8 protein-coding genes are annotated in these 14,394 nt (G+C 64.3%); 5 read left to right on the plus strand and 3 right to left on the minus strand.

All coding sequences use genetic code 11. The features are described 5' to 3' along the window. Positions 1-112: 112 nt before the first annotated feature. The 3 genes from ACOGXQ_RS18265 to ACOGXQ_RS18275 form a co-directional block, all read right to left on the minus strand. Entirely contained in the window at positions 113-1,306 is a 1,194-nt protein-coding gene (locus ACOGXQ_RS18265) for an ISL3 family transposase (protein WP_419945031.1), read from the minus strand. Between the two features lie 81 nt (positions 1,307-1,387). Then, positions 1,388-3,724, minus strand: a complete 2,337-nt coding sequence (locus ACOGXQ_RS18270) for a DUF4365 domain-containing protein (protein ID WP_419945032.1) — start codon at positions 3,722-3,724, stop codon at positions 1,388-1,390. Between the two features lie 489 nt (positions 3,725-4,213). Beyond that, positions 4,214-5,329, minus strand: a complete 1,116-nt coding sequence (locus ACOGXQ_RS18275; protein WP_419945033.1) for a helix-turn-helix domain-containing protein — start codon at positions 5,327-5,329, stop codon at positions 4,214-4,216. Between the two features lie 150 nt (positions 5,330-5,479). Here ACOGXQ_RS18275 and ACOGXQ_RS18280 point away from each other — a divergent pair, with 150 nt between their 5' ends. The 5 genes from ACOGXQ_RS18280 to ACOGXQ_RS18300 are packed head-to-tail and all read left to right on the plus strand — an operon-like array spanning position 5,480 to position 14,372. Further along, positions 5,480-6,538 (plus strand): hypothetical protein, encoded by a 1,059-nt coding sequence (locus ACOGXQ_RS18280; protein ID WP_419945034.1) that lies wholly within the window; start codon positions 5,480-5,482, stop codon positions 6,536-6,538. Between the two features lie 23 nt (positions 6,539-6,561). After that, entirely contained in the window at positions 6,562-8,946 is a 2,385-nt protein-coding gene (locus ACOGXQ_RS18285; protein ID WP_419945035.1) for an N-6 DNA methylase, read from the plus strand. Then, complete coding sequence (locus ACOGXQ_RS18290; RefSeq protein WP_419945036.1) at positions 8,939-10,327, plus strand: restriction endonuclease subunit S; 1,389 nt, start codon at positions 8,939-8,941, stop codon at positions 10,325-10,327. Before ACOGXQ_RS18285 ends, ACOGXQ_RS18290 begins: the two co-directional genes overlap by 8 nt. Then, positions 10,324-13,557 (plus strand): type I restriction endonuclease subunit R, encoded by a 3,234-nt coding sequence (locus ACOGXQ_RS18295; protein WP_419945037.1) that lies wholly within the window; start codon positions 10,324-10,326, stop codon positions 13,555-13,557. Before ACOGXQ_RS18290 ends, ACOGXQ_RS18295 begins: the two co-directional genes overlap by 4 nt. Beyond that, positions 13,554-14,372: a M48 family metallopeptidase gene (locus ACOGXQ_RS18300; RefSeq protein WP_419945038.1), complete on the plus strand. Its 819-nt coding sequence runs from the start codon at positions 13,554-13,556 to the stop codon at positions 14,370-14,372. Before ACOGXQ_RS18295 ends, ACOGXQ_RS18300 begins: the two co-directional genes overlap by 4 nt. Positions 14,373-14,394: the final 22 nt, after the last annotated feature.

Below are 14,394 nucleotides of genomic sequence, written 5' to 3' on the forward strand. Positions count from 1 at the left end.
TTCCTCCCTTCCGCGCGATCCTCCGATCGCGGCGTCGAGAAAGTAATCAGGCCGAAAAAAAGAGCCTTCGCGGTTTTGTGGGATTCGGGCTGCTGGGCTCGGCGGCATGAGGTTAGGTGGCGAGGATGCCGCGGGCTTCGAAGTTGGCGTGGCTGGTGAAGCCGTGGGCTCGGCGGCGCAGGACTTGGAGCAGGTTGTTGGTGCCTTCGATGCGTCCGTTGCTGGGCCGCCCGGCGTGGTGCCAGTCGAGGATCTGCTCGTGCCATGCCAAGAAGGTGTCCACGGTGCTGCTGAACTCGGGTATCTGGCCGCTGCCGTAGATGTCGGCGAACCGGTCGAGCGCTTCGAGGGCGCCTTCGCGGTCTTTGGCGAGATAGAGGCCGTGCAGCTCGCCGAGCGCGTCCCACGCGGCCTTGAGCCGCGGGTGGTCCTCGAAGAGGGCGTCGAGGCGTGCCCGCTCGGCGCCGTCGAGCGTGTCCGGGCGTCGCATGAGCACGAACCTGGCCCGGAATACCTGGGGATCGAACGCCGGCTTTGAGCCCTCCGGGCGGCGCTGCACGTCGCGTCGCACCGCGGTGAGGCCGGCCGCGAACCATCTGACGACGTGGAAGCGGTCCAGCACGTGGCGGGCGTGGCCGAGCCGCTTGGCGATCGCCGCCGCGTACGCCGCCGACCCGTCGGAGACGACGACCTTCACGCCTTTGCACCATCGGTGCCCCTGAGCGGCCAGGAAGCCCGACAGGGCCGCCTCGCTGCGGTGAGGGACCATGGCGAGGGTCTCACCGGTGTCGCCGTTCACGAGCACCGTCACATAGCGGTGCCGCTTGCGGATCGAGGTCTCGTCGACCAAGAGCACCCGGCACCGCTGCCGACGGCGGTGCTCGCCGACCAGCCCCGCATAGGCGATCACCAGACCCATCACCACATGCCAGCCCACCCGATGACGGCGCGCCACGGCGCTGACGGTCATCTCGCGGGCATCGGCCACCAGCCGCCGCGCCAGACGCGCCGTGACACGGCCCTCGAACACCGGGCAGTGCTCCAAGAACCGCCGGCCGCACCCATCGCAGACCATGCGCCGCCGATCCCACAACAACATGGTCGGCCGGCCCGAGACCTCCAGATCCCGGATCTTCTGCTCCCGCCGGTCATGGACCGTCCCGCTCGCAGTCCCGCAGTCCGGGCACCGCGGGCGCCGAACCGTCGAGCCCACCCGCACCGCCAGCCGCTCAGGCGCGTCAACCACGACCCCCAGCACCTCGATCCGCGGCAGCCACAGCCGCACCGACATAACATCACGATTCATCGAGGCCCTCCAGGGTTCGGCGTCTCCAAACACCGATCCCAGCAGGGCCTCGACCCCTACCTGCGGACCCTCAACCCACCCTCATCCCACAAAATCGCGAAGGGCCAGGAAGGTTCGAGGCTCGCCCAAGAATACGACTATCGGCTCCCAGCGTGCCGCTCCCGGGAGCCTCAAGTTCAGCCGGGTGAGCGCATGACAGAATGCGCTGCTCCCGCTGTTGCCCTTACCTGCGAGTGCGTCGGCGCGGGCTTGCTCGACATGGCCTTCCAGATTGTCCATGAGCGCAGCTCTCTCGGAGTCCGAGAATGCCGACGCGTCCTTGATCTCGGCCAACGAGTGGATGTCGCCTTGCGCAGCAGCCTGCGTCAGCGAACGTGCGGCGACAGTATCGCCGTGACTCGCCGACCAACCCCGGACAGTGGCGCTCAGCACAGCGTCGCCGCGTTCTGCGAGCGAAAGCAGCGCTTGACGGTTCCCAGGGCCGATCTGCTCGTAATCCAAGAAGAAGAGAGCGTTCGTGAGGCCACGGCGAAACGTGACCGGCGGAACCTCCGGCAGCCGGGCCAGATAACCAGCAAAACCGTCGTGCGAAGTGCGGGACGCGGCCGGCAGCACGCCAGCGGCAGCTTCCGTCGCGAAGGAAGGCCTGTTGAAGTAGCCCTCGTCCTGTGTGCAACCGAGTTCGGTCGGCTCGCCGCACGCGACGCGAGCACACTGCTCAAGCAACCGATCCGCAGCCGCTTCGTCCAGAAGGTCGCCGGCGAGTGCGAGCGCCTCGAAGTTCGTTCTTGCCGTGGTATGGGTCCACTCTGACGTCGGGATCTTGGCCATCGAGGCGGCGATTGGCGCGAGGGGGCCGACCTTGAGCAGATGACGCATCGCCTTGGTAAGGCGCCCCGAATCGCCACAGCGTCGGAGAGCATCCAATCCCTCCTCTAGCTCGATCGCTGTGTCGGGGAAAGACGCCGCGCGCATGAGGGACTGAATCCCTCGTCGAGCTGCGAGGGCCTTCCATTGCCCGTGCTCTCCTGCGAGGTCGGCATTGAGCTCGGCGGCAAAGAGTTTCGTCTCGGGCATCGGACCGCCGAACACGCGCCGAGGTGGGTCATCCGAGGTCCACGCGTTGAAGCTGGTGTCCTGTTCTCGGCCGAGTGCAGTGGCTAAGTCTTGGGAGCGCCACCAGGAGACGGTGGTGTCGGACGCCTTGAGAAGCTCTAGGTAGGCGTCTTGTCGCTGGGCTACCCAGGCGTCTATGGATTCGGCGTTCTCCGTGTCGTCTCGGAATCGTCTCGTCGAGGCGATGACTTCGAGGGTTCGAACAGCCCCGGCGGCGAGCGCCGACACCATGGGTGCCGAAACTGTGGAGTCGTCGTGAACCGCTTCGAGCAACTGCTGCGCCGTTGCGACGTCAGTCTCAGCCTGGTCAAACTCACCGAGATCGGCGCCAAACCGACTGCGCTGAACGAGGGCCCATCCCTGATCGAGTGCATCGAGGTCGTCACGCTCGACGAGGGCATTGAGCAGCGCGATTGCGCGCTCACGCCGTTCTTGACGCCATAGGGCGCAGGCCAGTAGGACGCCGCTGGCAGTTGCACAGTGCTGGTCCGGAGCGGACGCGTGGATCTCTTCGAGCTTGTCGAGTCCGTCGGTCGCCAGCCAGTGCCAGATCGCCCCGGTGAACTGCCACGCCCAGTCCGCGTCCACTGGCACTGCGTCGGGGCGAGGCACTTCTTCATGCCGATCGGCCATCTCGTCCAGCTCCCGGAAGTTGCCCTGAGCCAGCAGGGCGACCGCCTCGTAGGCATCAATCGGGCGTTCGAGGGACGTCCGTGGGTGCGGCGAAGCCATCCGCGGCACGACAAGCGCGTATCGCAATCGCCGTCTGGACGGAATCTCGCCAAGTCCGTCCGAGAGAACAGTCCCCTCCAGCGCGAGCGACCCGCCCTGTCGAACGGCAACAGCAAGCAACCGACCCTTGCATTGCTCGCTGATCGTCTGATGCTTGGGTACGAGAATCTTGGCGCCCTTGCCAGTCGAGATGACTGTCCTCTTCGTGACACGTACCCAATAGGACGCGTCTTGGGCTTCGTCGTGGAGCACTAGCAAGACGGGCGTGTCGCATCCCAGCCAGTAGTTGAAGCGCTTCTTGTTGGACTCCGCGAACCACCAACCGGTGATGCGGTGGTCGGCCGCACGTTTCGGCCGTCGGAAGTACGAGTCTCCCGTCTTGACTTGGACCCCGATTCGGAACTCATGCGGATCCAGACTCGCATCGCGAACGTTCGCGAGAAAATCGATACCTCGATCGTCCCGTGAGTTGTCGATGATGCCCCACCAGAACGGCTCTCGCTCCAACTTGAGACCCACTGCGCTGACTCCGATGTTGCCGAGTTGCTGGGTTGAGGGCTTCGTCGCCAACTGGGCTCCTCTTCGTTCTCCGTCGGGAATTCGACGCGTTCGTGAGTAGGACAAGCGCGAAACTGAAGTCTGTCGAAAGCAATGCGGATGACAAACCGAGTTAAGTCTCCCGAAGTTCGACGAGCGGCCGCTAGTCGCCGTAAGGCTCCTGCTAGTGGGCGGACGCCGCAGGCGGCGCTGGCCGGGCTTGGGCGATGTGCTTGGCTTGCCAAGGCCGAACGCCAAGGCGCCCCCGCCTCCTCCGCGACTGCCTCAGGAGGATCCTGAATCGCCGGGCGAGTAAGTCACGCATCTCGCGTCGTCGTAGCCATCAGGGACGGTCGTAGCCTGATAGCAGATCCCCCCAGGCGCTTCGGTGGCTGGGTGCGGGGCCCGCTTCGGCGGGTCCTTGCGTTCTCGTCCGGCCTCAAAATGGGTCCGCCGCATCTCTGACGCGCGGGGTGGTTGCTGACCGACGCAGGTGCCGATCGGGAACTTGCCGTCCTCCGGTTAGAGCTCCACTGTCGGCCGGCTGTCGACGGCGGCTTCGAGCAAACCTCGTATGTCATCGAGCGGGAGATGAGCGGACTGCGCAAGTTCGTCGATGGGAATCCCCAGCTCGATTTCGGCACGCCGCACGGCTCGCTCCAGCAGTAGCGGCGCCTCGGGTGCGCCCATCTCGAGATCGCCGGGTTCCTGCCTACGCCAACCGCGCGCTGACATGTAGCGCATGGCCGATTGATACGCGTCCTGCGAGATGACGCGCAGCGAACGTCCCCGATAAAGCAACGCAGCGATGGAGATGCCCCAGATGCGCTTCATCTCGGCGAGCCGCGACCAACCGGCAGCATCAAGCCGCGACGGCAGCTCCTCCAGAGCGCACTCACTGGGCAACAGAAAGCAGGAGCCAAACTCCTGTGCTTGACGCTCGACTTCCTTCGAGCCAGGCTCCGCGTCGCGGTGCATTACGAGGTGCCCGAGCTCATGGCTCGCGTCAAGTCGAGATCGGGCGTAGTTGTCGGACTTGTCGTCCGTCAACAGCACAAGAGGTCGCCGGCCGTCCGGTGTTGAGAATGCGTCGACGGCCGTGGAACCGGTACGCAGCCGAGCGACCGCGATGCCGCGACGCTCGAGCGTTCGTACGACATGCGCGATCGGTTCACGACCGAGATCCCAGCCGTCACGAACACGCATCGCGATGCTCTCGATCTCGTCGGACGAAGCGCCTCGCGCCACGGGAATTGGCGGCACCGAGACTTCAGGGAGCCGCACATGCTGTTCGAGGGCGGTCGTGAAGTCCGCGAGCAGCTGTGTACGCGCCGCCGCCTGTCGCCGTTCACGCACGCTTGTCGACCGGAGATTGCGGAAGAACGTGACCGGGTTGCTCGTCGTGGGCCACTGCGCAGCGAAGAACGACGGCGGTACACCCAGAGCGCTGGCCAGTTCGTTGACCGTCTCGTCGGCCGGGCGTAGCTTGCCTGCTTCGATCTGACTCAGAGCGGGCGTCGAGATCGGGTTGTCCATGCGGTCTACGACGTCGCGCTGTGTGAGCCCACGCAGATCCCGCGCCAGTCGGATGCGGTCAGGCCGCGGGGGCGCGCCAATAGGAACTGATCCCTCAGTCATGGTCTCTCCCTTTGCCTCGCAGCGTCCACGACTGCAAGAAACCATATTTGTTGCTCAAAAGTTCATTGTAACAGGTTCTGTTCGTTAGAATGGTAATCTGGGTGCCTCGGAACCGCCGAGGTTGGAAGCAAGCGCGAGATGGGAGGAACCATGGACAAGCATTGCAACCACAACATTCCGGAGACCAAGAAGGGCATCGGCCCGTGCGACATCAGGTACGAGGTCAAGAAGCGCAACGGCAAGCCCAACTGGTGGTGCCGGACGCACGGCCTTGAGGCATCGGATCCCAGCGGCCAGCCGCTGCCTGCGTGTTCCGGTGCCTGGTTCGAGCCGGTGCCGCGCCACGCCCAGCGGGACATTTGTCTCGGCGAAGGCGAGGTGGCGCTTTGGGGCGTCGTGCCGCCGGGGATCGCTATCGGCGACATACCTACCGAGCCTGGCAAGGTGCATGTCCACTTCCGAGAATCCGCTGGCAGCAAGAAGTTGATCGACAGCTCCTTCGAGATCGTTCGGTTGCAGAACGGCACCGCGGAGGCCGTGGTCGAGAGTATGGCCGCCCAAGCGCTCGCCGTCAGCCGCTTGACATCGCAAGAGATGGTGCCACTGCCTTGCCCGCATTGTCGTGAGATTCACATCGACGAACAGAAGTTCGCGACACAGCCCCACCGCAAGCACCAGTGCAATAGCTGCGGTCGCAACTTCTGGGACAAGGTGCCGTCGATCTCGAATCCGCTCGCCAACTTGCAGCGAGACTTGGGCCTGCCGCCACCGCCACCACCTCAGCGCGTGCATCGGCCCTTGAACATCCGGTCCAGCGATTTTGCGGCCGTCGCGATGTGGCCATCGAACAGCGCGATCGTTTCGACGATGTCTCGACCCGAGGACGTAGGGATTCACGTTCACGCTTGGGTCGACGGCGATGGAGGCCCACACCTGCATCTCGACGAGACGTACTCACCTGTGGTGCTGGATGGGCAGATCGTCGACGAGTGCGCCCTTCGCATGTTGGCGGTCCAGCGGATGCTTGCAAAAGAGACGCATGTACCGATCGTTGCTTTGGACTGTGCAAGCTGCGGTCACTCGCTTCTCAGTCCGACCACTGGCTGGATCGAGCCGGTGACGAGGCACCGCTGCGGATCATGCGGTGCAGAGAATCGCACCCGCCTCAAGTCGTTTGTGAATCCCCTGGCGGCGATCGGCGCTTGCTGATCGGGGCGACCTAGCCTCGCGTCGTGCTCACGCTGCCTCAGCTTGAACGGCATCTGTTCGCTGCCGCAGACATCTTGCGGGGCAAGATGGATGCGTCGGAGTTCAAGGAGTACATCTTCGGCGCTCTGTTCCTGAAGCGGGCAAGCGATGAGTTCGACGTCGAGCGGGAGGCTGTGCTCGCTCGCCAGCGCGCCTTGGGGCGCACAGAGGAACAGGCGCAGGCGCGAGCCGACGACCCCGACTCCTTCACGGACACCTTCTTCGTGCCCGAGCTGGCGCGCTGGTCGTACCTACGCAACGAGGTACACCACCAGGTCGGGGATGGGCTGAACAAAGCGCTCGCAGCGCTGGAGGAAAGCAACAGGTCGCTCGAGGGCGTGCTGCAGCACATCGACTTCAACCGACGCGTCGGCAACACGACGGTGTCGGATCGGAAGTGGCGCGACCTGATCGACCACTTCTCGGAGTACTCGCTGCGCAACGAGGACTTCGAGTTCCCGGACCTGCTGGGGGCGGCCTACGAGTACCTGATCCGCGACTTCGCAGACTCCGCCGGCAAGAAGGGCGGTGAGTTCTACACACCCCGCCCCGTTGTCCGGCTCATGGTGCGGTTGGTCGACCCCGAGCCAGGCATGAGCGTGTATGACCCGTGCGCTGGCTCGGGCGGCATGTTGATCTACGCAGCGAATCACGTCGCCGAAGAAGGCGGCGACCCGACCGACCTCGTGCTCGCCGGTCAGGAGAACAACGGCACCACCTGGTCAATCTCCAAGATGAACATGCTGCTGCACGGCATCCCCGACGCTGACCTGCGCAACGACGACACCCTCGCCAGTCCCGCTCATGTCGAGGACGGCGAATTGCAGCGTTTCGATCGGGTGATCACCAACCCGCCGTTCAGCCAGAACTACGACAAGGCCGACATGGGCCATCAGGAACGTTTCCGGTACGGCTACACGCCCGAGGGCGGCAAGAAGGCCGACTTGATGTTTCTCCAACACATGGTCGCCGTGCTGCGGCCCAAGGGGATCGTGGCCACCGTCATGCCCCACGGTGTGTTGTTTCGCAGCGGGGCCGAGGGCGACATTCGCCAGCAGATCATTGAGGACGACCTGCTCGAAGCCGTCATCGGCTTGGCCCCCAACCTGTTCTACGGCACCGGCATCCCGGCCGCGATCCTGATCCTGCGGGCGAGGAACTCCAAGCCGCCCGAGCGTCAGGGCAAGGTCCTGTTCATCAACGCCGATCGCGACTACGGCGAGGGCCGTGCCCAGAATCACCTCCGCCCTCGGGACGAAGAGAAGATCACGGCTGCCTACCGAGACTTCGTCGATGTGGATGGCTTTGCCAAGATCGTCACGATCGACGAATTGGCAGACAACGACTTCAACTGCAACATCCGCCGCTACGCGGACAGTTCCCCGCCGCCCGAGCCCCATGATGTCCGCGCTCATCTGCACGGCGGCGTGCCGATGGCAGAGATTGATGAAGCATCGGAACTGCTGGAGCGCGTCGGTCTGAATGCGCTGGAGGTTCTGTTCGCTGACCGGGGCGACGGCTACGCCGATTGGCGGCACGACATCGCCAGCGCCGATGGGCGCGAGGGCGCCCATCGTGCCATCGGTTGCGCTGCCGCTCAGCGGCAGGCGGCCAGCCCGTGGCCCAGTTGGTGGGCCGACATCGTCGAACCGTTGCTGTTGGCGCTGCCCGACTACGACAGCCTGGCCGGATTGCGGCAGCGGCTGACCAGCAGCTTCGTCGAGCAGATGGCGCCAGCCGAAATGAGCCCCTTCGAGGCGGCAGGCATGGCGGCCACATGGTGGGACGAGAGCGTCCATGAGCTTCAGACAGCGCTTAGCCGAGGCTGGAAGGCCGTCATCGAGGCGTGGCTCACCACCGCCGAAGCCAGCCAAGGCAACAAGGGTTTGCCCGACTTGGCTGATCAGATCGCCATCAAGCTCCTGGCCGGTTCCCAGTCGGATAGCCGCACCGACATTGCTGCCAAGCTAGCGGACCTCGATGCGGAGATCGCAGCAGCCGGAGCCTCTGAAGGCGATCATGAGGCCGACGCGGACGCGCTGTCCCCGGGCGACATCAGGAAACTGAAGACCGCGCGGACCGAGCTCAAGAAGGCGCTCAAGGAGATTGACGGCTCGCTCGTCGCCACGGCACGCCGCACGCTTGAAGCGATGCTGGCCGACGACGCTCCCTCGCCGGCGATCGGCGCGCTCCACAGCAGATTCGATCGGCTGACGACAGACCACTTCGCCGCCATCGAACGCGATGCTGTCATCCGATACGACGACCTCGTTGCCAAGTACGGCACCACCCTGCGCTCATTCGAAGCCGCACGCGACAAGGCCACGGCTCGCATCGATGCGCATCTCGAGCAACTCGGCTATGGGTGACCAAGGCACCGAGAGCGGACTGCTCGGAGCACTACCGAGCGAATGGATGGCTGAGCGGTTGGGGAATATTGGCCATTTCTTGCGGGGCGGCGGCGGTTCCAAGCAAGACGAGGTCGATGACGGCCTTCCGTGTGTTCGCTATGGGGACCTGTACACCCACCACGACGGCCGAGTCACCGACACCCGGTCGCGAATTGACCCTGATCGAACCAGCTCCTACACGGCGCTCCACTACGGCGACCTCCTTTTCGCCGGGTCGGGGGAGACGGCCGACGACATAGGTCGATCCGCTGTGAATCTCATGCGTGAGCGTGTCTACTGCGGCGGTGACGTGATCATCCTGCGTCCAGCAATCGAAATCAACTCCAGTTTCTTGGGGCACGCTGCCGACAGCGCACTTTCTCGTATCCAGAAGTCACGCATGGGACGCGGCTCGACGGTTATCCACATCTACGCCGAACAGCTTCGGAACATGGTCATTCCGATGCCGCCGTTGGCGGAGCAGCGGCGGATTGCGGAAGTGCTTGACTCGGTTGACGACGCCATCCGCGCCTCGGAACGTGTCATCGCCAAACGCCGACAAGTCCGCGCCGGTCTCGCGCAAGAGCTTCTGGATGCAGCTCCTGACGGCTCGACTCCCGGTTCTCTGGAGCCAAGTCAGGAGCACCCGCACGCTGAATCACCGAGAGGCACCGCACGAATCCGGGTTCAATCGAATCCGAACCCAGCGCAACAGTCGCCCGTCTCAAGAGGCGCCTCTATGGACTCGGCTATAGCTGAATGGAGGCAGGAGTGCTTGGGCGATCACGCTCAGATCAGGGCAAGAATCGGCTGGCGCGGACTCTCGGCTTCAGAGTACGTCGATAGCGGACCCTTCCTGATCGCCGGAAAGCACATTGAGTCTGGAGCAGTTGATTGGGCCAGATGCGATCACTTGACGGTTGACAGATACCGAGAATCACCAGAAATCGCGCTTCGGATCGGTGATGTCATCGTCTCGAAGGACGGCACGATTGGACGCACGGCACGTATCGACGCCCTGCCAGGCCCCGCAACTCTGAACGGCACCATGATGCTTGTGCGTCCGTCGCCGAGCCTCGACTACAGGTACCTGTCCCACCTCCTAACGGGCACCGTGTTCAGGCGGCTCGTGGACGAGCGAGTTTCAGGCAGTTCTATCCCGCATCTCTTTCAGCGAGACTTGGTCTCATTGCCCATCAGCGTGCCGCCGCTGGAGGAACAGCGGCGGATCGCGGAAATTCTCGACACCTCGGACAACGCCATCCGAGTGGAACAGGCCGGGCAGGCGAAGCTGTGGCAGCTTCGCACCGGTCTTGCTGAGGATCTGCTCTCAGGGCGAATCCGTGCGGTTGCAGCATGAGTCCCGGTCCCGAGTGGGAACAGGTCGAAAGGCCACTGCTTGAGCATCTGGCCCTGTTGGGGTGGGAGAGGCTGACCTGGTCCGAGCGACAGGCCGACGGAATTGATAAGCGAGCGTCGGAGCGCGACGTATTTCTTGAGCGGCGGCTGGAGTCGGCGTTGCGGCGGATCAATCGCGGCGCCGACGGTCTGCCTTGGCTTGATGATGCCCGGGTCAGCGCAGCGGTAGCAGAACTGCGGTCGATGCCTCCTGGCGGCAAGCTGCTGGAGAACAATCGGCGGTCAACTGACTTGCTGCTTGGTGGTGTCACCGTTCCCGGTCTCGACGGCTGGGACGGTGGTCGGGATCAGACGATCAACTACATCGACTGGGATGACTGGTCAGCCAACGAGTTCCTCGCTGTCTCGCAGTTCGCTGTGGCGACGCCAGGGCAGGCGCCGAACATCCGGCCCGACGTGACGCTATTCGTCAACGGGATTCCGCTAGTGGTGATCGAGGCCAAGTCGCCGGGTACTGAGAGCGGCATAGCAGATGCCATCGATCAGCTTCGCCGCTACGCCAATCAACGAGGCGGCTACATCGCTGAGGGTGCTGAGCATCTGTTCTGGACCAACCAGTTCACGGTCGCCACGACCGGCGAACGGGCCGAGGCGGGTACGTTCTCAGCGCTGCCCGAGCACTACATGGCTTGGAAGGACCCGTTTCCGGCGACCGTGGCCGAGGTGGCCGCGTCGCTCGGCAAGGACGCTGCTGCAGTCACCCAGCAAGAAGTGCTGACCGCCGGGATGCTGGCACCGGAACGGCTGCTGGACATCATCCGCCACTTCACACTGTTCGCCGGGGCCGCTTCGGGTCGCGTAGTCAAGCTGGTGTGCCGGTACCAGCAGTACCGGGCGGTTCACAAGGCCATCGATCGGCTGATGGTCGGCAAGACCCGTGCCAAAGACGGCGAAGTGGACCGCCGCGGCGGCATCGTCTGGCACACCCAAGGCTCCGGCAAGAGCTTGACCATGGTGTTTCTTGTCCGCGCCATGCGCAGCCATCCCGCGCTGCGCAGCTTCAAGATCGTGCTCGTCACTGACCGGATCGACCTCGAGCAGCAGCTCGCCGACACCGCCAAGTTGACGGGTGAGACCGTCAAGATGGCTCGCAACGGGTCCCAAGCGAGGGCTTTGCTCAGCCAACCCGGTCCTGCCGTGGTCATGGCGATGATCCAGAAGTACAACGACACCGGCAGCGACGCCGAGGGTCTGAGTGAGGGCGAGTCGTTTGGAGTGCTGAACGATTCGGAGTCGATCTTGGTGCTGGTCGACGAAGCCCACCGGTCCCACGCATCGGTACTGCACGCCAACCTGATGGCTGCGCTGCCCAAAGCGGCCCGTATCGGTTTCACCGGCACGCCGATCATCATGGGCAAGCGCAAAGAGACGACAGCCATCTTCGGCGGCTATCTCGATCAGTACACGCTGGCGCAGTCCGAGGCCGACGGCTCGACCGTGCCGATCCACTACGAGGGCCGCACCACCGATGCGGCGGTGTCGGGTGCGTCCAAGATGGACGACCTGTTCTTCCAGTGGTTCTCCGAGCTCAACCACGAGGACCGCGACACACTCCAGCGCCAGTACGCCACAGCAGCACAGGTGCTCGAAGCACCCCGGCTCATCGAGGCCAAGGCTCGCGACATGGTGCGCCACTACGTCGGCACGGCCATGCCCGACGGCTTCAAGGGCATGGTGATCGCCGTGAGCCGGCGGGCCAGCACGCTCTATGTCGATGCCCTGAACCGGGCGCGAGACCAACTGGTGGATGACCTGCTTGAGCACGCGGCGGCGGGCGGGAAGGGTCCTGGGCGGCTTGATGCTGATGAGTTGTTCTTGGCGGGAGCGTCCCAGCATGTCGACCTGATCCGCGAGCTCCGATTCGTGCCGGTCATCTCCGGCGACAACAACGATCCGGCGGACTGGGGAGCGTGGACCGACAAGGGGCGGCAACGGGCAGTGATCGACCGGTTCCAACGGCCGCTCGGCACCGGCGAAGGCCAAGACCCGCTCGCGCTGCTGGTCGTGCAGTCGATGCTGCTCACCGGCTTCGACGCCCCGCAGGCGCAAGTGCTGTACCTCGACCGCCTGATCCAAGAAGCCGAGCTGCTGCAGGCCGTCGCGAGAGTGAACCGGACTGCTCCCAAGAAGTCCTACGGCCTGGTGGTCGACTACTACGGCGTATCGGCCCAGCTCACCGAGGCGTTGGCGGCCTACCGGGGCAGCGACGGCGAGATGGACCCCGACGCCGGTGCCGCGCTGCGGCCATTGTCAGCCGAGATCGAGAAGCTGGAGCCTCAGCGGCAGCGGGTACGGCAGCTGTTCGCGCAGCGCGGCGTGTCGCCGTCGGCCGACACGGTGGAGGACTGCGTTGCGCTGCTTGCCGACGAACGGCTGCGTGCCGAATTCGATGCTGCGCTGCGGAAGCTGCTGACCACCTTCGACACCGTGCTGCCACGGCCCGAGGCGCTGCCCTTCGTTGCTGACGTGAACTTGTTCGCAGAAGTCCAGGTGCAGACCCGGCGCCGCTACCGCGACACGCCAGACGGCGACTTCGATCCGCACAAGTACAAGGAGAAGGTGCGGCAGCTGATCGACCGGCATGTCACTGTGCTCGACCTCAGCCAGAAGGTCCCGCCCGTTCGGATCACCGATGTCGACTTCAGCAACCATGTCGAAGGCTTCGCCTCGGACCGGGCCAAGGCGTCCGAGATGGAGCACGCACTACGGCACCACATTCGAGAGCACCTCGACGAGAACCCGGCGTACTACACCAAGCTCTCCGAGCGAATCGACGCCATCCTCGAACGGCTCGAGAGTCAGTGGGATCAGATAGCGCTCGAGTTCGAGCCTCTCGTCGAGACTGTCAACGCAGGCCCCGCCGACGAGGACAACACCGGACTCGACCCGGTCACTGAGCTGCCGTTCTACAGCCTGATGGCCGAGCAGGTAGCGAGCTCTGATACTGATGTTGGGGACCGGCTAGTGGACCTGACCACCGCGTTAGTAACCGAGATTCGCCGTATCACGAGCAAGGCCGGGTTCTGGAGCAATGCGATCCGACAGGACGATCTTCGGAAGGCCGTCAAGGGTCAGTTGGACTACAGCGACATGTTCACCTACGAGAGCCTGGACGAGTTGGCCGTCGTGATTGTCGCAGTCGCCAAGGCCAACCAGCACAATCTGACATGACTGCTATCGCCACGCCTGCCGATAGCAGCTTGGCGCCGCACCGGGACCCGACCGATTCGGAGCGTGACGGCAAGCTGCTCGACGGCGAGTCGACCCTCATCGCTGGCGACCTGACGTTCGTGGTCGCTCTGCCCAGCGATCGCCAGACCATCGAGATCATCGTCGAGCGCGACGCTTCGCTCCAACTCAAGATTCCTCATGGCACGACTGTCGAGCGTGCCGAGCAATTCATCGCCAAGAAGCGCCAATGGGTGCACAGCAAGCTTTCGGAAAAGGACGCCCTCACCGGTCCGCCTGTGGTCAAGCAGTTCGTCGAGGGCGAAGGCTTCGCCTACCTCGGTCACAGCTACCGACTCACGCTCAGCGACGACCCGCCCGGTACCAAGGTGCGCTTAGGGCGAGGCCGATTCCACTTGCCAGCAGTTGATGCCATCACCGGCGATGGTCCATCCGCCATGCGCCGCTGGTACATCGACACCGGCGGAACATGGATCCGAAGGCGAATCCAGCCCTGGGCCGCCCGCGCCGGCGAACCGGACGTCGATGCCGAAGTACGCGGCCTCGGCTATCGCTGGGGCTCAACTCGTCCGACGGGCGTTCCGCGGCGCGTGAGCCTTCACTGGGCGGCTCTGCAGATGCCGCCGACGCTGATCGACTACATCCTCGTCCACGAGCTAACCCATCTGCGCGAGGTCAACCACACGCCTGACTTCTGGTCCACCGTCGCGCGACTTATGCCCGACTACGAAGCCCACAAGACCACGCTCGCCACCATCGGCAAGACCATCTGGCTCGGCACCGCCACGAAGGTTTAGTGGAGCCAAGTCCGCGCTCTGC

The organism is Candidatus Poriferisodalis sp. (assembly GCF_965208485.1).
Taxonomy (GTDB): Bacteria; Actinomycetota; Acidimicrobiia; order Acidimicrobiales; family Poriferisodalaceae; genus Poriferisodalis.